19 protein-coding genes are annotated in these 20,205 nt (G+C 57.7%); 12 read left to right on the top strand and 7 right to left on the bottom strand.

Going from position 1 to position 20,205, the window contains the following annotated elements:
• Nucleotides 1–3 precede the first annotated feature (3 nt).
• The 4 genes from modA to modB form a co-directional block, all read right to left on the bottom strand.
• On the bottom strand, nucleotides 4–717 hold the full coding sequence (modA, locus tag BMZ40_RS05705; protein ID WP_092373153.1) for a molybdate ABC transporter substrate-binding protein: 714 nt from the start codon (nucleotides 715–717) through the stop codon (nucleotides 4–6).
• An 8-nt stretch (nucleotides 718–725) separates the two neighbouring features.
• A complete protein-coding gene (locus tag BMZ40_RS05700; RefSeq protein WP_092373152.1) occupies nucleotides 726–1,421 on the bottom strand; it encodes an ATP-binding cassette domain-containing protein in 696 nt (231 codons plus the stop codon).
• A 124-nt stretch (nucleotides 1,422–1,545) separates the two neighbouring features.
• A complete protein-coding gene (locus tag BMZ40_RS05695) occupies nucleotides 1,546–2,328 on the bottom strand; it encodes an ABC transporter ATP-binding protein (RefSeq protein ID WP_092373358.1) in 783 nt (260 codons plus the stop codon).
• A 47-nt stretch (nucleotides 2,329–2,375) separates the two neighbouring features.
• Nucleotides 2,376–3,047, bottom strand: coding sequence for a molybdate ABC transporter permease subunit (gene modB / locus BMZ40_RS05690; RefSeq protein WP_177193037.1), 672 nt, complete (start codon nucleotides 3,045–3,047; stop codon nucleotides 2,376–2,378).
• 647 nt (nucleotides 3,048–3,694) lie between these two features.
• Here modB and BMZ40_RS05685 point away from each other — a divergent pair.
• Nucleotides 3,695–3,910, top strand: coding sequence for a hypothetical protein (locus BMZ40_RS05685; protein ID WP_092373150.1), 216 nt, complete (start codon nucleotides 3,695–3,697; stop codon nucleotides 3,908–3,910).
• Nucleotides 3,907–4,749 (top strand): KilA-N domain-containing protein, encoded by an 843-nt coding sequence (locus tag BMZ40_RS05680; RefSeq protein ID WP_092373149.1) that lies wholly within the window; start codon nucleotides 3,907–3,909, stop codon nucleotides 4,747–4,749. The genes BMZ40_RS05685 and BMZ40_RS05680 overlap by 4 nt, the downstream gene beginning before the upstream one ends.
• A 70-nt stretch (nucleotides 4,750–4,819) precedes the next feature.
• Here BMZ40_RS05680 and BMZ40_RS05675 read toward each other — a convergent pair whose 3' ends face one another.
• The gene (locus BMZ40_RS05675; protein ID WP_177193036.1) at nucleotides 4,820–5,167 is read right to left on the bottom strand and encodes a hypothetical protein; all 348 of its coding nucleotides are present in this window, start codon (nucleotides 5,165–5,167) and stop codon (nucleotides 4,820–4,822) included.
• On the opposite strand from BMZ40_RS05675, the gene BMZ40_RS19130 reads away from it, so the two are divergent.
• The 5 genes from BMZ40_RS19130 (at nucleotide 5,154) to BMZ40_RS05655 (ending at nucleotide 11,725) form a co-directional block, all read left to right on the top strand.
• A complete protein-coding gene (locus BMZ40_RS19130) occupies nucleotides 5,154–5,708 on the top strand; it encodes a hypothetical protein (RefSeq protein ID WP_143075548.1) in 555 nt (184 codons plus the stop codon). The two genes, BMZ40_RS05675 and BMZ40_RS19130, sit on opposite strands and share 14 nt — an antisense overlap.
• Before the next feature lie 173 nt (nucleotides 5,709–5,881).
• On the top strand, nucleotides 5,882–6,487 hold the full coding sequence (locus tag BMZ40_RS19125) for a hypothetical protein (RefSeq protein WP_143075547.1): 606 nt from the start codon (nucleotides 5,882–5,884) through the stop codon (nucleotides 6,485–6,487).
• 415 nt (nucleotides 6,488–6,902) lie between these two features.
• Nucleotides 6,903–9,947 carry a formate dehydrogenase-N subunit alpha gene (gene fdnG / locus BMZ40_RS05665; protein ID WP_092373356.1) on the top strand — a complete coding sequence of 1,015 codons (3,045 nt, stop codon included), beginning with the start codon at nucleotides 6,903–6,905 and terminating at the stop codon, nucleotides 9,945–9,947.
• Between the two features lie 26 nt (nucleotides 9,948–9,973).
• Nucleotides 9,974–10,732, top strand: coding sequence for a 4Fe-4S dicluster domain-containing protein (locus BMZ40_RS05660; RefSeq protein WP_092373354.1), 759 nt, complete (start codon nucleotides 9,974–9,976; stop codon nucleotides 10,730–10,732).
• Nucleotides 10,733–10,789: 57 nt separating this feature from the next.
• Entirely contained in the window at nucleotides 10,790–11,725 is a 936-nt protein-coding gene (locus tag BMZ40_RS05655) for a formate dehydrogenase accessory protein FdhE (RefSeq protein WP_092373146.1), read from the top strand.
• Between the two features lie 102 nt (nucleotides 11,726–11,827).
• Here the strand turns inward: BMZ40_RS05655 and BMZ40_RS05650 are convergent, their stop codons facing one another.
• Entirely contained in the window at nucleotides 11,828–12,670 is an 843-nt protein-coding gene (locus tag BMZ40_RS05650; protein ID WP_177193035.1) for a transposase, read from the bottom strand.
• Between the two features lie 299 nt (nucleotides 12,671–12,969).
• On the opposite strand from BMZ40_RS05650, the gene BMZ40_RS05645 reads away from it, so the two are divergent.
• Complete coding sequence (locus BMZ40_RS05645; protein ID WP_092373352.1) at nucleotides 12,970–14,646, top strand: FmdE family protein; 1,677 nt, start codon at nucleotides 12,970–12,972, stop codon at nucleotides 14,644–14,646.
• A gap of 8 nt (nucleotides 14,647–14,654) precedes the next feature.
• Complete coding sequence (locus BMZ40_RS05640) at nucleotides 14,655–15,074, top strand: winged helix-turn-helix domain-containing protein (RefSeq protein ID WP_092373144.1); 420 nt, start codon at nucleotides 14,655–14,657, stop codon at nucleotides 15,072–15,074.
• A gap of 31 nt (nucleotides 15,075–15,105) precedes the next feature.
• Here BMZ40_RS05640 and BMZ40_RS05635 read toward each other — a convergent pair whose 3' ends face one another.
• Nucleotides 15,106–15,510 carry a NifB/NifX family molybdenum-iron cluster-binding protein gene (locus tag BMZ40_RS05635; RefSeq protein WP_092373143.1) on the bottom strand — a complete coding sequence of 135 codons (405 nt, stop codon included), beginning with the start codon at nucleotides 15,508–15,510 and terminating at the stop codon, nucleotides 15,106–15,108.
• Between the two features lie 528 nt (nucleotides 15,511–16,038).
• Between BMZ40_RS05635 and BMZ40_RS05630 the strand changes: the two genes are divergently transcribed.
• The 3 genes from BMZ40_RS05630 (at nucleotide 16,039) to BMZ40_RS05620 (ending at nucleotide 20,169) form a co-directional block, all read left to right on the top strand.
• Nucleotides 16,039–17,061: a molybdopterin-binding protein gene (locus tag BMZ40_RS05630; RefSeq protein ID WP_092373142.1), complete on the top strand. Its 1,023-nt coding sequence runs from the start codon at nucleotides 16,039–16,041 to the stop codon at nucleotides 17,059–17,061.
• A gap of 54 nt (nucleotides 17,062–17,115) precedes the next feature.
• Nucleotides 17,116–19,833 (top strand): molybdopterin-dependent aldehyde oxidoreductase, encoded by a 2,718-nt coding sequence (locus BMZ40_RS05625; protein ID WP_092373141.1) that lies wholly within the window; start codon nucleotides 17,116–17,118, stop codon nucleotides 19,831–19,833.
• A 180-nt stretch (nucleotides 19,834–20,013) separates the two neighbouring features.
• Entirely contained in the window at nucleotides 20,014–20,169 is a 156-nt protein-coding gene (locus BMZ40_RS05620; protein WP_092372871.1) for a (2Fe-2S)-binding protein, read from the top strand.
• Nucleotides 20,170–20,205 lie beyond the last annotated feature (36 nt).

Below are 20,205 nucleotides of genomic sequence, written 5' to 3'. Positions count from 1 at the left end.
GACCTACAGGCCATGGGCGGCGATGATGCTCCGGGCCGTGCCGGTTTTGAGAAATTTGGCGAAATTTCTGGCCGCTTCTGGAGACGGAGAGGTTTCAAGCCGGATGCAGCTGATCGCGATGGGATCGTAGAGGCTTTGGTCCATCTCCCTGAAGCCGCCGATCTTGTCCTTTACCGCTACGGCCTGAGTGAGGTTTATGAACCCCGCGTCCACTTCGTTCGTTGTCAGATAGGTGAATACCTGCGGCACCGTGCCCACGACCACGAGTTTGTCCTTCAGGGCGTCTGCCTGCCCGCTGTTTTCAAGATATTCCCTTGCGGCCTTGCCGTAGATGGCCCGTTTGGGGTCCGGCACTGCGATGCGCGTGACGGCCGCGGACTTCAGGTCCGCCGGTTCTTCCTTGCCGCTGGGCCAGGCCATGACCAGCCTGCCCGTGCCCAGAGGGGCGCTTTCGGCCAGGAGCAGGGCCGAAGAGCGCAGGAATCCCTCCTCGCCGATGAGCATGTCGACCTTGCCGCTGGTTTGCGCCTGGCCGATGATCTGGCCCATGTTGCCGTAGATGCGCTCCACCGTTGCGTCCGATTGCTTGGCGTACGCCTCGGACAGGGCTTCGACGACGGTTTTGTAGCCCGCCCCGGATGCGATGAGCAGGGTGTTTCCGGCCAGGGCGGGGAGGGCGAGGAAGACGAGAAGAAGAGTGAACAGCGTTTTTTTCATGGCCAGTCCTATGCGCAGACGCGGGTTGCAAGATTTTGGGAGGCGCGCCGCGCCCCCGAGAGGGTATCGCTGAGCCACTGCGGATCGTGGCGGCCGTCGGTCATGGGGAAGATGGCGTCGCCAAGCTCGGCGGCTTCGTGCAGATCATGGGTGACGAGCAGCACGGGGATGTCCAGCTGTCTGGTGAGTTGCCGAAGCTCACCGCGCAGATCGGAGCGCGTGGGCGCGTCCAGGGCAGAGAACGGTTCGTCCAGCAGCAGGATGGCCGGGTTGCGAGCCAGGGCTTGGCACATGGCCGCACGCTGACGCTCCCCGCCGGAGACGGCGCCTGGTTTGCGCTGGGCCAGATGCCGGATGCCGAAGCGTGCGAGCAGGGCGTTCACCTTGCCCTGGTCCGGACAGGAAAAGGCCACGTTTTTGGCCAGGCTGAGGTGGGAGAAGAGGGGATAGTCCTGAAAGACCATGCCGACTTGCCGCTCGCGGGTGGGCATGTCGATTCCGGCCGCCTTGTCGAAGAAGGTCCTTGCGCCAAGCTTCATGCGGCCCCAGTCCGGCGTCTCCAGTCCGGCGACGAGCCGGATGAGCGTGCTCTTGCCCGCTCCGGACGGGCCGACGATGGCAGTCAACTGCCCCCGGGCGCAGCTCAGGTCGAGGCGCAGGTCGAAGTGGGGCAGGCGTTTGCGAAGACTGATGTGAAGTCCCATGCATTGCTCCAGCGCTTGCGGTCCAAAGGACGGAAGAGGGAAGCGGACCGTGTTTGTCTGTGCTTTAGGAGAAGAAGGGAGCGCGCGGCAACGGGGTCACGCAAGGGGAAGGAAACGTGACCGCTCAACCGGCCTGCGTCTGAGCGGCCAGGAAAAGAGGGTCGAGGATCTGGCGGGGTGATTCCGATTTGCGCCGGGCTTCGTAGTCGATGACGGAGAGCACTCGGCCGTGGCCGAAGGCGACCAGGGTCTGGGCGAAATGGTCCACGTCTTCAAGGTCGTGGCTGACCATGACCATGGGTATGTCGAATCGCTCCAGGATGTCGAAGAGTTCGGCGCGCATCCGTTCCCGCAGGGGCTGGTCGAGCGCGGTGAAGGGTTCGTCCAGCAGGAGCAGGTCGGGGCTTGGAGCCAGGGCCCGGGCCAGGGCCGTGCGCTGGCGCTGGCCGCCGGAGATCTGGGCGGGGCGTCGGCCTTCCAGGGCCGTCAAGCCGCACAGTTCCAGCAGTTCGTCGACGCGTTCGCGGTGCGCCGCCTTCAGGGGGCCGAAAATGGGTTTGAGGGCAAAGGACACGTTGTCGCGCACGGTCAGGTGCGGGAACAGGGCGTAATCCTGAAAAAGCATGCCGATGTTGCGCCTGCGGGCCTGGACGTTCACGCCGGAGGCGGTGTCGAGGAAGGTGCGGCCGCAGACCTCGATGCGGCCGCGCTGGGGCTTCAGCAGTCCGGCCAGGGCCATGAGGGTCAGGCTCTTGCCGGAACCCGAGGGGCCGAAGAGGGCGATGCGCCGTCCGGGCGCCTCGAAGCGCGCTTGCAGGCGAAACTCGGCGCCGGGAGCGGTCACGCGCGTGTCGATGTCGCAGGAGATGGTCCGGGCCGTTGCCTTCGGTGCGGTCCGTGGATGCATGGAAGCCTCGGAATGGGAGCTTGCGGTGCGGCTGATCACGAACATGGTCAGGCCTGCCATCTTGGTGTCAGGAGCCGCCCCGAGACCCAGAGGATGAGGGTGCAGAGCACGGAAATGAGCAGCACGAGCTGCGCGGCCAGATCGTCGTGACCCGCCTGGGTGGCGCTATACACGGCCAGGGACAGGGTCTGGGTGCGGCCGGGCAGGTTGCCCGCGATCATGAGGGTGGCCCCGAATTCGCCCATGGCCCGGGCAAAGGCGAGCATGGTCCCGGCCAGAATGCCGCGCGCGGCCAGCGGCAGACAAACGCGCAGGAAAACCCTCCATTCAGGGTATCCCATGGTCCGGGCCGCGTCCTCGTACTTGCGTTCCACGCCTCCAAGGGCGGCGCGGGAGGATTTGAAGATGAGCGGGAAGGAGACCACTGCGGCGGCGATCACCGCGCCCTGCCAGGTGAAGATCAGCGTCACGCCGAATGTCGATTCCAGCCAACGCCCGACGAAACCGTTCCGGCCGAGCAGCACGATGAGGTAATAGCCAAGCACCGTGGGCGGCAGCACCATGGGCAGGCTCAGGACGGAATCAAGCAGTTCCTTTCCCGGAAAACGATAGCGGTGGAAGACCCAGCCAAAAAACACCCCGAAGACCAGGGAGGTCAAGGTGGCCAAGGCCGCCACGCGCAGGCTGAGCTGCACCGGGAAGAGAAAGGTCATGTCCATTCGCATTTATCCGTTGGCGAGGGTTGGGCGGTGTGCCGCCGTGGGTGGCTACAGGCTCTCAAGCAACAACCGGGCCGCAGGAAGGCGTTCCCGAGGTCGCTTCTCATGACTTTCTAGATCCCTTAGCTTTCCGGTCCGTTGGCCTCAAGGCGGTCACGGTAGCGCGGAAAAGCGTGACCGGGATCTGCGATGATATCCGCTCCTTTTCGGACGGGCTACGATATGGATTTCTACATATTTGCAGTAGGATACATAAACGTAGTTATTGTGAGCGCAGATATCGAGCATTTTCGAATATTTTTGCGATGCCGCGTTGTTCTCTTCCAAAGTATCTCACACTTCAGCCCTGCGCATACCGCAAACTGAGTAGCTTCAGTGTCGCAGCGGTACACGATGCGCCGAATGTCCATATCTTTGCTTCTTCATTAAATCCAGGGTTTCATTCCGGCTCACCGGAGCAATTTTGGCCAGAGGAGGTGGAAGATGAATATCGCGCTCGCCAGTCGCTCCATGCAACGGAATGTCACGGATGCCGTGCCTGCGGGAATCCGTGGATAAAGGGTGCACGTTTTGACTCGTGAGGGAACCCTTTTGCCATAAAATCAGCGGGCTAAGGAATACAGGGCCTACTATGAACGGAGGAAGAAATGAGAGCTACAAAGCCTTTTGATGAAGTGGCCATCAGAATGTACCGGGAAGATCCCGCTTTGGCGGCGGGAATGCTCAATGCATGTCTGGAAGACGGGGATACTGAAGGATTCCTGCTGGCGCTGCGCCATGTTTCGAACGCCGTTGAACTGGAGGCCAGGCATACTGACGAGGCCCTGAGGGGTGTTCTCGGACACTTGGGTTCCAAGGAATGAAAAAGAAAACCTCCGACACCACAATCAACGTCCGGGGCACCAAGATCACCGTGATTCGTCGACAGGACGAGGACTACATCTCGCTCACCGACATCGCAAAGTCGAAGAATCCGGAGCACACCGACGACCTCATTCGCAATTGGCTACGTAATCGCAACACATTGGAGTTTCTCGGCATATGGGAGCAACTTCACAACCCCGATTTTAATCCCGTCGAATTCGACGGGATTAAAAAACAGGCCGGACTGAACAGCTTCACGCTCACTCCGAAACAGTGGATTGATCAAACTGGCGCGATCGGGATTGTTTCCAAAGCCGGACGCTACGGCGGAACCTATGCCCATACCGATGTGGCTTTTGAATTTGCGTCCTGGATCTCGGTGGAATTCAAGCTTTACCTCATCAAGGAATTCCAGCGTCTCAAGGAGGACGAAAATCGTCGCCTTTCCCTTGCCTGGAACCTCAACCGCACGTTGGCCAAGATCAACTACCGCATCCATACCGACGCGATTCAGACGCATCTCATTCCGAAGGAAGTTACCGCAAAACAGGCCGCTTTCGCTTACGCCGAAGAGGCCGACCTCCTCAATGTCTCCCTCTTCGGCCAGACCGCCCGAGAATGGCGGGACGCCAATCCCGGCAAGGACGGCAATATGCGCGATCACGCCAGCCTCGAACAGCTTCTTGTTCTCGCCAACCTCGAAAACATGAACGCCGAGTTTATCCATATGGAACTCCCTCAGGGCGACCGTTTGAAACGGCTTAATCAAATTGCCATCCGCCAGATGCAAACGCTCACCGCACGAATCGCAAAGCAGTTGGGAAGAGGGCAAAAGTGACAGGTGGGGCTACGGAAAGTTGCAAAATATGAAACTTTCTGTGCGCCTGGGCCGGATCGAGAACAGCAACTCAGTCTGGGTCTCTGAGACCAAGAGTCAGGAGGTAGGAAGATGGACAACGCGTCCACCAAATCGTCCCATACACCGCATCGGCGAGGATGCCGGGCCGTGTCTGCGGGCAGCCGAGGACAAAGGGTGTGCGCTCTGGCTCGTGCAGGATTCCTTTTGTCACGCCTTGGCCCTTGCCAAGACTGTACGAATACAAACAGAGCGGGGACATCGTGAAGCTTTTCCACAAAACGCCACTGGAACAATCCCGCACGGCCACATCCCGCGTGGCCGCCATTGGGTCGAAGTCTCCGATGCTGAGCTGGTTGAGCGAGGATGAGCCTCGGAACAGGGGCATGATACTTGCCATCGACGCGCTGCTGGAGGAAATCATGGTCCATCTGCGAAGCCTCCTCTTGGTCTGGACCGACGAGAACGACGCCATTTTGCAAGTCTGGGATGGATCGGTCCTGAGCCGCATCTGCAGCATCCTGCCCGAAGAGATTCCCGTTTTCCTGGGTCCCGTGCGCCGCATGGTGACCAGGACGCATACTCGATCATTGGCCTGCATCGACCGGGACGGAGAGGCGTTCATGGAGGCGCCGCGTCGCCTCAGGCAGTTCAGACTGTCGAATATCGGTAAGGAAGGACCGGGCATGCGTGACGAAAAGCGCTGCCACCTCGGGGACGGCACCGTGCCGCTCAGTTCGGCCACGGGCCTAGACCCGGACTGCAACACATGGGCTGGCGCAACGGCTTGCTTCCGTTATGGGACAGGCCCACCGGCAACATATTCACTGCCACGGGCAGTCCCAAGGAAAGCGAACATTTGGCTTTCTACGACCGGTGTGCCATCCAGGCCACCATCAACGCCATTCACAATCTCTGCCTGGCTGAAGGAAGAATTTTGATGAAAGGGTAGTAATGATCCTTGTGTCCTAATGTGTCAGAGTTTCTTCTGTGAAATGTCCGAAGCGACCCAAGACAGCAAGCATATTTTTGTAATTATGGCATTTTTAGAGGATTTATCAGTAAAATACTGTTAGTAATTCATTTATATTGTAAAAAATACGGAGATAATTTTATGAGATTGTTAATTAATTTTTCAGTTTTAATTTTTGTTTCAATAGTTCTTTCTGGATGTATTCAATCGCTTCATCCATTTTTAACTGACGATATGGATATTTTATTTGATGAAGTTTATGGGGATTGGATGTTAATAAAAGATGAAGATTCTGAAGATTTTGCAAATATGAATCGATGGACATTTAAATTTGGAACTATAAATATACTTGAAGAAGATAATTCAGAATTAATTCTCGATGCGAAATATTTTAAAATAAAAAATTCAATATTAGTTGATTTTACACCATATGATTTTGATAATTTTTTAGAAAAAAAAGCTAGTATATATTTAATTTCAGGTTTAATATCATCTCATTCTTTAGGGAAAATTGAAATTAAAGACAATATAATGACAGTACGGTTGTTGAATAGACAATATGTAATTGATGAAATTGAAAATGGTAACTATAATTTAAAATTTGTAGAATATGGAAGCGGTATGGCAAAATCATATATATTCGTGTCCGAATCAGAGGAGTGGGTAGATTTTTTAAACAAAAATATTAACGACGATTCACTTTTTGATGATCGCAACAAATTTGTTTTCAAAAAAATAATGTCGTAGGATTTTGGGCACTGCGCCAGCGAAAAAATCCAGAGCGCGAAGTGTATTGCGCATACATAAGCGGTCTGGTTTTTTCGCTTCCTTGCATCTCACCATTTTTGAACGGTCTGAGAATTTTGAATTTTTCAATAGTCAGCTAGCCTGCCTCTTTCCAGGGCTGAGCGTATTCCCGGCCTGAAAGGAGCCGGGATGGTCACGTTCTCGCTGATTTTTTTAGCGAGTGGGACCGCGCTGCGAGCACGGTGGACCATCACGCAATTTTACACCGTGCAAATCGAAAAGAATGTCATATGTGTTTATTATAACATATTGAAAATATTGATTGAAGTGCTATGTAGCCATTAGCTCTACACCCGCTACCCACTTTGTGAAGAGGGAGTGAAGGGTGCAGGAACATGAAACCATGGAGGTTTTGATGGCTACGTTTTCACGGCGAGGGTTCATGAAAATCACCGGGGCGGGCGTCGCGGCCATGTCCCTCGGGCAACTGGGGTTCGATCTCAAGCCCGCCTACGCGTATGCGAAGGGGCTGAAGATCGAGGGAGCCAAGGAGGTCATCTCGACCTGTGCCTTTTGCTCCTGCGGATGTGAGATCATCATGCACATCAAGGACGGCAAGATTGTCAGCTCCGAAGGCAATCCTGACTATCCCGTCAGCGAAGGCGCGTTGTGCGCCAAGGGTGCTGCGTTCTATCAGATGCATGTCAGCGACCATCGCGTGCTCAAGCCAAGGTATCGCGCCGCAGGCGGCGAGAAGTGGGAAGAGAAGGATTGGGATTGGGTTCTGGATCGCATTGCACGCAAGATGAAAGACACGCGTGACAAAGACTTCATGCTCAAAAATGAAAAGGGACAGACCGTCAACCGTTGGGAGTCCTATTTCCAGCTCGGCACCTCCCAGATGGACAATGAGGAATGCGCATTGACCCATCAGCTTTGCCGCGCGCTGGGAGGCCTGAACATCGATCATCAGGCACGGGTCTGACACAGCCCCACTGTAGCGGCTCTGGGAGAGTCGTTTGGACGCGGTGCAATGACCCAGCATTGGATTGACATCAAGAATGCCAATGCAGTTCTGATTATGGGCAGCAATGCTGCCGAACATCACCCTATTTCCTTCAAATGGGTGCTCAAGGCCAAGGATGCGGGGGCCAAGGTGATCCACGTGGATCCGAAATTCTCGCGTACGTCGGCCAGAAGCGATTTACACGTTCCGCTCCGAAGCGGCACGGACATAGCTTTCCTGGGCGGCATGGTGAAGTACATTCTGGAGAACGATCTGATCCAGAAAGAATACGTGGCCGAGTACACCAATGCGGCCTTCATCCTTGGTGACGGCTACACGTTCGAAGATGGCCTTTTTTCAGGTTTCGACCCCGCGACCGGGAAATACGACAAGACGACCTGGGCATTCGCCAAGGACGAGAAGGGCGTGCCCTTGCGCGACAAGACGTTGCAGAACCCGCGTTGCGTGTATCAGCTGCTCAAGAAGCACTATGATCGCTACAATCTTGACAGGGTTTCCTCCATAACCGGCGTGTCGAAGGAAAATCTTCTCATTGTCTATGAGACGTACTCCGCCACGGGCAAGCCCGACAAGGCCGGCACCATGATGTATGCCTTGGGCTGGACCCAGCATTCCGTGGGTTGTCAGAATATCCGCTTGGGCTGCATGATCCAGCTCTTGCTGGGCAACATCGGCGTGGCCGGCGGCGGCGTCAACGCCCTGCGCGGCGAGCCCAATGTCCAGGGGTCCACGGACCATGCCCTCCTGTGGCACATCCTGCCCGGCTACCACGCCGTTCCGACCACGGCCTGGCCCACTTTGACCGATTATTTAAAGGCGAACACGCCGGTCACCAACGACCCCAAGAGTCTGAACTGGTGGGGCAACAGGCCCAAGTACGTGGTCAGTCTTCTCAAAGGATGGTTTGGCGACAATGCCACGGCCGAGAACGAGTTCGGTTACGGACTGCTGCCCAAGGCCGAACCGGGCGTGGATTACGCCAGCATGTTCCAGTTCGACAGAATGTACGAAGGCAAGATCAAGGGTGGCATGATTTTCGGCCATAACCCGGCCGTGAGCATGCCCAACACGCACAAGATCCGCGCCGCTTTGAAGAACCTCGACTGGCTGGTGGTGGGCGAAGTCCACGATACCGAGACGGCGTCCTTCTGGCGCAATCCGAGCGAGGATCCCAAGAAGATCAAGACCGAGGTGTTTTTGCTTCCTTCCTGCCAGCGCGGCGAAAAGGACGGCACTACCTCCAATTCCGGTCGCTGGCATCAGTGGCACCACAAAGGCTACGAGCCCGCGGGCGAAAGCCGTTCCATGGGATGGATGCTGGTGGAGATCGGCAAGCGAGTCCGCGCTCTGTATGAAAAGGAGAAGGGCGCGTTTCCCGAAGGTCTGCTGAGCCATACCTGGCCCAAGGAATACAACGCCGACGAAATGGCCCGCATGATCAACGGCGTCTTCACTCGCGACGTGACCATCAAGGACAAGACCTACAAGAAAGGTGACCAGGTTCCGTCCTTTCCCTCGTTGCAGGCGGACGGTTCCACGACCAGTCTGAACTGGCTCTACTGTGGCTGTTATCCGGAAGCGGGCAAGAATCTGGCCAAGCGCCGCGATCTGACCCAGACCCCCATGCAGGCCAAGCTCGGACTGTTCCCGAGTTATACTTGGGCCTGGCCCGTAAACCGCCGTATTCTCTACAACCGTGCTTCCGTTGACCCGAAGGGGAATCCTTTCAATCCGGAACTGCCGGTCATTTTGTGGGAAGGCGGGAAATGGATAGGCGACATTCCGGACGGTGGCGCTCCGCCAATGGCCGAGGAAAAGGGCACCTATCCTTTCATTATGCAGTCGGAAGGCCATGGCCATCTCTTTGGTCCAGGCCGGGTGGATGGTCCATTTCCGGAACATTACGAGCCAGCCGAAACCCCGATAGCCAAGAACCCGTTCTCAAGCCGGATGAACAATCCGTGCATGAAAGTAGCCAAGAGCGATATGGACCTGCTGGCCAAACCGGCGGACCCCAAATACCCCATCGTGCTGACCACATACAGCCTGACCGAGCACTGGTGCGGCGGCGGCGACACCCGCAACACTCCGTATCTGCTTGAAGCTGAACCGCAGCAGTATGTGGAAATGAGTCACGAGTTGGCAGCTGAAAAGGGCATCAAGAACGGCGACGTGGTCGTGGTCGAGAGCATCCGCGGAAAGGTCGAGGCCATCGCCATGGTCACGGTGCGCATCGTGCCGTTCCAGGTGGAAGGCAAGACCGTGCATCTTATCGGCATGCCCTTCTGCTTTGGTTGGACTACCCCCGGCGTGGGCGACGCCACCAACCGTCTGACACCCTCGGTGGGTGACCCCAATACCACCATTCCGGAGTACAAGGCGTGTCTGGTGAACATCCGCAAGGCCGACAAGGTCACGGAACTGTCCGTTTAAGCAGGGAGGAACAACATGGCAAGAGCATCTTCATCGATACCACCCGCTGCACGGCTTGCCGTGGCTGTCAGGTGGCGTGCAAACAGTGGCACGACCATGAGGCCGTGCCCACAAAACAGACCGGCACCCATCAGAATCCGCCGGATCTGACCCCCAACAACTTCAAACTGGTCCGTTTCTCCGAACACAAGATCGACGGGCACGTTCATTGGCTTTTCTTTCCCGATCAGTGCCGCCATTGTCTGCAACCTGCCTGCAAGGCCACGGCGGACATGTATGTGGAAGACGCCATCGTGGTCGATGAGGCCACGGGGATTGTCGTCTGCACGGAAAAGACCAAGGAATTGACCAAGGAGCAGTGCGACGAGATCATTGATTCCTGCCCCTACAACATCCCGCGCCGTAACGAGATCTCGGGTGAACTGGTCAAGTGCGACATGTGCATCGATCGCGTTCAGGCCGGTCTTGTGCCCATGTGCGTGAAGAGTTGCTGCACAGGAGCCATGAGCTTCGGCGAACGTGAGGACATGCTCATCAAGGCCAAGTTGCGCCTCACCGAGGCCCAGGCAGAGATCGAGAGACCAAAGTCCGAACTTGAGACCAAGATCGTCTGTGATGTGCACAAGAGCTGCACGATATTGGATGAGGAAGATCTGGGCGTTATCTATTTTCTGGAGATGCCTAGGGAAATGTACCATCAATATGCTGGCCGCGAGATCAAGCCCCTGAACAGGGCCGATTTCCTGGCGGGTTTGGCGAAACCTTTCAAGAACATGCTAGGTTAGCAGAATTCAACCTTGGCCCGCCGGACTCCCGGCGGGCCAATTTTTCAAGGAGCAGACATGCCGAGCACCGGACTTAAGACCAAGGACGCCATTTTGAATACTTTGGCCAGTCGCCACGAGCCATTTCGCGAAATCATCAATCGTTTTGGGCTGCTTCTTTGCCGTCAGGTGGAGTTGCATTCTGAGCTTCCCCTTGCGGACGTGAGCGCGATGAGTGTCGCCGAGGACAGGTTTCTTGGCGGGGAGGCGCTTGTTGTCGGCATGGATTCTGGGGCGTTCGCCCCGGCCTTAAAGGCTTCGGCGATACGGATCTGGCCTGTGATGGGGGTGCTTTTTCCGGCATTGGCTGAAGGCCTCGGCGGGCTTGGTCGCAAGCTCGAAGAAGATCGGCAGTGGACCAGACTGTGCCTTATGGCCGTGGTTCATGGCGATGAGGCGGCTTTGGACCGCGCGGCAGCAGAAGCCGCCGTGACGCCCGATTTTTTACTCATGGCCTTGCGAGCGGCTTACGGACCCTGCATCGCGGCCCAAAAACAGGCTTTGCTGTCTCTGGCTCCGGCAGACTTGTGGCGCAAGTCATATTGCCCGGTCTGCGGATCTGATCCGGACCTGGCGACTTTGGAGAACCACCCCAATCCATCGGACTTTCTGATCTCAAAAAGTGGTGAGCTTTGGCACCATTGTCCGGTTTGCACCCATCGCTGGCGCTTTATGCGTATGACCTGTCCGGGTTGCGGGAATCAGGAACATGAAAACATGACTCGTTTTTCACTCCCGGATTCCCCGCATGAGTATATCCATGTCTGTGAAGAGTGCTCCCAGTACCTGCCGTGTCTGGATCTGGTTGAGCGTTCCGAACCTATTGATTTTGATTTGGCCGCCCTTGGGCTTGTGCATCTGGACGCCGTCGCGCAGAGCAAAGGGTATGTGCCCCTGTCCCCGGCCCCCTGGACCGCCTTGGGTCTGGCAACCCCTGTGGCCAAGGCGTCCTAACTTTTCATATTCTTCACCCTCCTCCTTCGGTGATGGGCCGTCAATGGACTGGGCGAGTCCGTTGGCGGCCGCTTTCATTCCAACCCGCAAGCCCACGCCGCCTCATTTGCGGGGCACGAACATGCACAGCATCTGGGCCAGGATGGGCACGAGATCCTGGTCGCGGGAGTTGTAGCGCAGTTCGCATTCCTTCAGATAGAGCGGAAAGTGCGAGGCCGGTACGCCGCGCATGTGGCGCAGCCGCAGCTTGGCGAAAGTCCAGAACGGGGAGGCCTCGACAGGCAGGCGCTTGTCCGCGTGCCTGATGTACCGGGCGGGCCAAAGTCCGGGTCCGCAGGAGACGAGGGACAGATACTGCTTGTAGGGCGCGGTGTAGACAACCTGGCCGACGCTGGCCGTCTTGAGGCAGAAATTGATTTTGAAATGCAGCAGATTTTCAGCGCTTAGGGATGGCATGAGGTCGCAGATGGCCACGCCGCCCAGTTCGATGATGCCGAAGACCGGGGCATTCACGATCGCCGCTGCGGGCATGGGATTGCCCGGGCCGGGCCACACGCCCGCCTCGTAGAGTCCATCGGCGTCCAGCGCCTGGGCCACTATGGCCCGGCGCACGGTATCGGCGGCTTTCAGGATGGTCGCGTAATTCACGTCCATCTCGGCTGCGATGCAGACCGGAGCGATGTCCAGCGCGAAAAGTTTCAGGAACCAGAGCCATTGCCTTGAGGTGAAGGCGCAGCGATTCAGGAAGCGACGGCTGAAGTCATGAAAGGTGTACCCGCAGCGGCCGCATCTGCGCCTGCCGTCGGCGAGGCGATAGAGTTTGCGGTTTTTGCAGCTCGGGCAATACCTTTGATGGTTTTTCCAGCAAAAATCCAAAAGGAATTTTCGTGCGGACTTCTCCGTGAAAGTCAAGCTATTGAAGCTAATTATGTTTATTTTTGCCATGCCCTGCCGTGCCGAATCGCCAATGTGTTCAGGTAGAGTGGATGCGTTATCGGCGTTTTTGTCACAAACAATCATGTCTAACAAGGCATAATGGTAGGCGAGTTTCACGCGGTTGTGTCAAAAAGATGCAATAATTTGTCTTTAGGGATAAAAAATTAATAAATTTGAGTAGTTGTAAAATTCAAGGACGGGGCCAAAGCGATAGGTTGTGCAGCACGGGGGCGTTGCGGCGGGATGGTTCCATGATATGTTCCTGCGCGACATGACATAAAATTTCATATTTGGAGCCGCCCATGAACATGCCCGACGGATCTTCAGCCCTGAGTTATGCCAGCCCCGTCATTGGTCCGTACACCGTAGACGAATTCATCGCGGCGGCGGGACGCTTTCACGGATATGCCGCGCCAGGCCTGATACTGGGCGGGTTCATGGTCCACGAGGCGAAAAGCCATATCGCCGAGGGAATCCTTTTCGACGCCATCTCCGAAACGGCCTGGTGTCTGCCGGACGCCGTGCAGATGCTGACCCCTTGCACGGTGGGCAACGGCTGGCTGCGAATTTTCCATCTTGGCCTTTACGCTGTCTCTCTTTTCGACAAGTTCACCGGCAAGGGCGTGCGCGTGGCCGTGGAGACGGACCTGCTTACGCCTTACCCGACTATCCGCGAGTGGCTTTTCAAGCTCAAGCCCAAAAAGGAACAGGACAGTGACCGCCTGCGCGAGGAGATCCGCATGGCGGGGGCATCCATCTGTTCCGTGAAGGAGATCGCGCTTCGACCGGAATTCATGGGAGGGCGCGGCAAGGGGGCCATCGCGGCCTGTCCTTCCTGTGGTCAGGCCTATCCGGCCCGGGATGGCTCTGTTTGCCGGTCCTGTCGGGGCGAGTCTCCCTACATGGGCTGGATCGGAGGCCATGATCTGCGCGAACTGGGCTTTGACGGACCAAAACTCCGGGTGGTCGCGGCCGAGGAAGCAGTGGGCGAGAAGACCCTGCACGACATGACCTGCATCGATCCGGGCGTGAGCAAGGACGCCGCTTTCACGCGCGGGCAGGTGCTCGATGTGGGTGATGTCTGCCGTCTGCAGCGCATGGGCCGGTTCGAAGTCTATGTGGAGGAAGAGGAGCTGGAGGAATCGCGCTGGGTCCATGAGGACGATGCGGCGAGACTGCTGGCCGCGGCTGTGGCGGGAGACGGGGTGGACTGCTCGGGAGAGCCCCGCGAAGGCAAGATCACCATGGTCGCCCGGCACGGAGGACTTGTGACCATAAACGAGGAGGCGCTCGAAGAGCTGAACGCCATCCCCGGCGTCATGTGCGCCACCCGTCACGCCTTCAGCGTGGTCGAAAAGGGACAGCAGATCGCGGCCACGCGTGCCATTCCGCTCTATCTTGGCCGGGATACGCTCGGCGAGGCGCTGCGCACCTTGGGCGGCGGTCCCGCTGTCAGCGTGCGTCCTTTCGGCAAACGCAGGGTCGGCATCCTAGTCACGGGCACGGAAGTGTTCAAGGGCCTGGTCGAGGACCGCTTTATTCCCATCATCACCGCCAAGGTCGAGGCCTACGGCTGCCCCGTGGTGGCCACGGACATCGTGCCTGACGATCGTAAGCTCATTTGCCGGGGCGTGCAGGACATGCTCGATCGCGGCGTCGAGCTGATCGTGACCACGGCCGGTTTGTCGGTGGATCCCGGAGATGTGACCCGGCAGGGGCTTGTCGATGCCGGTCTGGAAAACCTGCGCTACGGCACGCCCATCCTGCCGGGGGCCATGACGCTTCTGGGCTCGATCGGGGGAGTGGAGCTGATCGGCGTTCCGGCCTGCGCCCTGTATTTCAAGACAACGAGCCTTGATCTGCTGTTGCCGAGAATTCTGGCCGGGATGTCTCCGTCCCGCCGCGAGCTGGCCAGGCTTGGTCACGGCGGGCTGTGCATGCAGTGCAAACGCTGCACCTATCCCAAATGTCCATTTGGAAAGTGAGGATTGCCATGAAGACACCAACCGTTCGGATGCATCTGTGGCTGGAGTCGGGCGAGAACGTCTATTTCGGCATGGGGCGACTCATGCTTCTCGACAGGATCGAGGAGCATGGCTCCCTGCGCAAGGCCGCCGAGTCCCTGGGCATGTCCTACCGGGCGGCCTGGGGGAAACTCCGGGCCACGGAGGAAGCCGTGGGCGAGGAGCTTGTCGAGATGCTCGGCACCAAGCGCGGTGGATACCGCCTGACTCCGGCCGGTCGGCGATACCGGGACAAGTTCAGCGCCTGGTTCGAAGCCGTGGAGAGAACTGCCGTGGCCGAGGCCCGGGTCATTTTCGCCCAAGGCGTGCAAAGCTTTTCCGAAAAGAAGGTCAGACCGCACGCGTCCGGGCATATAGAAGTTCCGGCGGACCATCGAAACAGACATTGAGCCTGTGCCGATGATCCACCGGGCCCCACTTTCAATGCTGGTGGCCGCTACAGACCTGCAATTCTTCAAGTTCGTGATGATTTTCGTTGCATTCATCCGTCCCTTCAGGGTTGCGGATCAGCTTTAGTTTCCGTCTCTCCATGGCCATGAGGGCCTCTTCCGCAGACAGGCCCGACCCGAAAAATCGGGTCACGTGGTCGTCCGCCAGAATCTTGAAAACATCCTCTTCGAGCTTGCCGGTGATCAACGCTTCACAGCGGTGTTGCAGGATCATTTCGGCCAAGGCGATCTGCGACCCCTGCCCGGACTTGTCGTGCGGAATGCTGGTGCATTCCATCGTCTCCACATTCACGATCAGCAGAAACGGAGTTTTCGAGAATTCTTCGAAAACCGGACTGGCCAGGGATGCTCCTGCGGCGCTTACTGCAATATTCATGAGTTCTCCTTTGATGTTTTGATGGCAGAGCCAAGCATTTATTGTGCCTTTTTCGACATATGTCGAGATCGAATCCTGCCGGGAACACAGGCCATGCCTGGGAGGGCGGTTCGCTAGTTCAGGCTGGAATCCTTCATGGCTTGTGTGTCATTCTGTCTCATTTTTCCTGTTTCGGGTGGTTCCATTTGGGACAATTCGGCCACGTGCGGACACGAATCGACATCAAAGAGTGACTGAGTCTTTGCGTTGAAAAGTTATATTTTCAATTAAATAAATATGTTGCAAAATTATGGAGCGATAATTCAAGCATATTGGCCTTGTTTTTGCCTTTATGCGTCGATATGCCACTTGTGACATAGTGATTTCGTTCGACTTGGCAGCCTCCATTGTTTCGATGCGGCGAGGCATCTTCAGAAAGAATGATTTGCACATGATAATAGGTGGTTAAGGTTGCTCAGGCCTTAAAATATGTCAAAAATGACATGTTTTAATATTAAAATGCCAATCAAGATATATTTTGGACATGCGATGAAATCCATCCCCGTTGAAGAGGCTGTCGGCACCGTTCTTTGTCATGACATCACGCGCATCGTTCCCGGCGAGGCCAAGGGACCCGCCTTTCGGCGCGGGCACATTGTCGGGCCGCATGACATCTCCACCTTGCTCGATATCGGCAAGGCCCATCTTTATGTTTTTGATCCCAGAGACGGATACGTCCATGAGGATGAATGCGCCCTGCGTCTGGCCCGGGCAGCGGCCGGGCAGGGCATCACATTCAGTTCGCCAAGCGAGGGCAAATCGACGCTCACCGCCGCCCACGACGGCGTTCTGTCCATCGACGTGGAAGGACTTTTCCGCCTCAATTCCATCACCGACGTGACTTTTGGCACTATCCACACCGGTCAGTTCGTGAAGTCGGGCAGGGTGCTCGGCGGCACGCGGGTCATCCCGCTGGCCGTGCCGGAAGAGTTGCTGCAGGAGGCCGAGGGCGTTTGTCGCGAGCATGCTCCGCTCATCGAGGTCCGCCCCCTGAAGCCCACGCGTGTCGGCGTGGTGACGACGGGCAGCGAGGTTTACACCGGCCGCATCAAGGATGGCTTCGGGCCGGTGCTCAGGAAGAAATTCGAAGGTCTTGGATCCACCGTTCTGGACCAAGTTTTCGTCTCGGACCAGGTCGAGATGACAGCCCAGGCCATTATGGGCCTCAAAGAGCGGGGCGCAGATTTCATCGCCGTCACGGGCGGCATGAGCGTCGACCCCGACGATCAGACCCCGGCGGCCATCAGGGCGACCGGGGCCCGGGTCGTTTCATACGGCGCGCCCACCTATCCCGGCGCCATGTTCATGCTCGCCTATCTGGATGACGTGCCCGTGGTCGGACTGCCGGGATGCGTCATGTACTACAAAGCCAGTATTTTCGATCTGATCGTGCCCCGTCTGCTGACCGGGGAGCGTTTGGAGCGGAAGGATATTGTTGCGTTCGGTCACGGAGGTCTGTGCGAAAGCTGTCCCAGTTGCCACTACCCGGCCTGCGGCTTCGGCAAACTCTAGCGTCCCCACGCAGATTCTGTTCGAACATTCACATTGTTATTTGGAGGAACCGGAATGATTAAGAAGCAAATTGTGGTCAATGGCATCCGCAGGAATCTGGTGGTCGACGCGGAAGACACCCTGGTCAACGTGATCAGGAAAAGCATCGGCCTGACCGGCACCAAGGTCGGCTGCGGCGAAGGTCAGTGCGGAGCGTGCAGCGTCATCATGGACGGCAAGGTCGTGCGCGCCTGCGCGACCAAGATGAAACGCGTCGACGACGGTGCCGAGATCACCACCATCGAAGGCATCGGCACCCCGGCCAACCCGCACCCGCTGCAGCTCGCCTGGATGCTCCACGGCGCTGCCCAGTGCGGATTCTGTTCCCCGGGCTTCATCGTCTCGGCCAAGGGCCTGCTGGACACCAACCCCAGCCCGACCCGCGACGACGTCCGCGACTGGTTTCAGAAGCATCGCAACGCCTGCCGCTGCACCGGCTACAAGCCGCTGGTGGACGCCGTCATGGACGCGGCCAAGGTGCTACGCGGCGAAAAGAGCGCGGCCGACCTCGAATTCAAGATGCCTGCCGACGGCAGTGTCTGGGGCACTCGCTACCCCCGTCCCTCGGCCTTGAGCAAGGTCACGGGAACCCTGGATTTCGGCGCTGATCTGGGCCTGAAGCTGCCCGCCGGCACTCTGCAGTGTGCCATGGTGCAGGCCGAAGTGTCCCACGCCAAGATCCTGTCCATCGACACCACCGAAGCCGAGAAGCTGCCCGGCGTGTTCAAGGTCGTCACCCACAAGGATGTGAAGGGCAAGAACCGCATCACCGGTCTGATTACCTTCCCCACCAACAAGGGTGACGGCTGGGATCGTCCGATCCTGTGCGACGAGAAGATCTTCCAGTACGGTGACGCCATCGCCATCGTCTGCGCCGACACCGAGGAGCAGGCCAAGGCCGCTGCCAAGGCCGTCAAGGTGGAGATCGAGCAGTTGCCCGAATACATGAGCGCTCCGGCGGCCATGGCCGAGGACGCCATCGAGATTCATCCCGGCACGCCCAACGTCTACTACATCCAGAAGATCGCCAAGGGCGCCGAGACCGCTCCCATCTTCGACAAGGCCGATGTGGTCGTGGAAGGCAGCTACTACACCTCCCGCCAGCCCCATCTGCCCATCGAGCCCGACTGCGGCTTTGCGTACATCGATGACGAAGGAAAGCTGATCATTCACTCCAAGTCCATCGGTTTGCACCTGCACCTGTACATGATCGCTCCCGGCCTCGGTCTGGAACCCGATCAGCTGCACCTGGTTCAGAATCCCGCCGGCGGCACCTTCGGTTATAAGTTCAGCCCGACCCTGGAAGCCCTTGTCGGCGCCGCCGCCCTGGCCACCGGTCGTCCCGTGAATCTGGTATACGACTATCGTCAGCAGCAGGCCTACACCGGCAAGCGCTCTCCGTTCTGGACCAACATGCGCCTGGCCTCCACGAAGGACGGCAAGCTTCTGGGCATGGAAACCGATTGGACCGTCGACCACGGCCCGTACTCCGAGTTCGGTGACCTGCTGACCCTGCGCGGAGCCCAGTACATCGGCGCCGGTTACGACATCGCGAACATTCGCGGCGAAGGCCGCACCGTCTGCACCAACCACTGCTGGGGCGCTGCGTTCCGTGGTTACGGCGCTCCGGAATCCGAGTTCCCGTCCGAGACCCTGATGGACGAACTGGCCGAAAAGCTGGGCATTGATCCTTTCGAGCTGCGCTACAAGAACATCTACCGCAAGGGTTCCACCACCCCCACGGGTCAGGATCCTGAAGTGTACAGCCTGCCCGAGATGTTCGACATCATGCGGCCCAAGTACGAGGAAGCCAAGAAGCGCGCCGCCGCTGCCTCCACCGCCGAAGTCAAGCGCGGCGTGGGTGTCGCCCTGGGCATTTACGGCGCAGGCCTTGACGGCGCCGACTCCGCCGCCGCCGATGCCGAACTGATGGCCGACGGCACCGTCACCATCTACGACTGCTGGCAGGATCACGGCCAGGGTGCCGACATGGGCACCCTGGGCACGGCTCACGAGGCCTTAAGGCCGCTGGGCATCACGCCCGACAAGATCCGTCTGGTCATGAACGACACCCGCGTGGCTCCCAACACCGGCCCTGCAGGCGGTAGCCGCTCCCAGGTCATGGGCGGACAGGCCATCATCAACGCCTGCGAACAGCTGGTCAAAGCCATGAAGAAGCCTTCCGGCGGATTCCGCACCTACGATGAGATGGTCGCCGAAAAGCTGCCTACGAAGTATAACGGCAAGTGGACCGCTCCTGCCAAGGATTGCGACGCCAACGGCCAGGGTAGCCCCTTCTGCTGTTACATGTACGGCCTGTTCCTGTCCGAGGTCGCTGTCGAAGCCGCCACCGGCAAGACCACGGTCGAAAAGATGGCCATTGTCGGCGACATCGGCAAGGTCAACAACTACTCCCTGGTCGACGGCCAGATTTACGGCGGCTTGGCCCAGGGCATCGGCCTGGCGCTGACCGAGGATTACGAGGACCTGAAGAAGCATGCCACCATGCGCGGCGCCGGTATCCCCTACATCAAGGACATCCCGGACTCCATGGACATCACCTATGTGGAGACCCCGCGTCCCGCCGGTCCCTTCGGTGCTTCCGGTGTCGGTGAAATGCCTCTGACCGCTCCTCACGCAGCGGTCCTGAATGCCGTGTACAACGCCTGCGGCGCTCGTGTGCGCGAGATTCCCGCGCTGCCGGAGAAAATCCTGGCTGCAATGAAGAAATAATGACCTGGTCAACCTCCCTCCGGGCGCTTTTGCGCCCGGAGGGCTTTTTTTATTTCTAACAGCGTGTTGAAAAATTCCTTCCGACGTCAGAGCCAAAAATTGACATCGCCGTCATCCTGGCCGTAATCAATTCAGAGAAAATCATGCATTCATCGGAAAATTTCTTTAAGGAGTTTGATTATGTCAGAACTCGTATGCTATTGTTTTGGCTATACATCCGACGATATTGAGCAGGATGTTATTCAAAAAGGAAAATCTACAATTTTTGAACGTATCATGAACGAAAAAAAGGCTGGTGGGTGCCAGTGTGCTGAAAAGAATCCGAAAGGTCGCTGATGTCTTTCAGACGTTCGTCAGTTGGCGGACCAAATT

Source organism: Desulfomicrobium apsheronum (assembly GCF_900114115.1).
Lineage (GTDB): Bacteria > Desulfobacterota > Desulfovibrionia > Desulfovibrionales > Desulfomicrobiaceae > Desulfomicrobium > Desulfomicrobium apsheronum.
The sequence above is the reverse complement of the archived record's forward strand: the minus strand, read 5'-3'. Positions and strand labels throughout refer to the sequence as shown.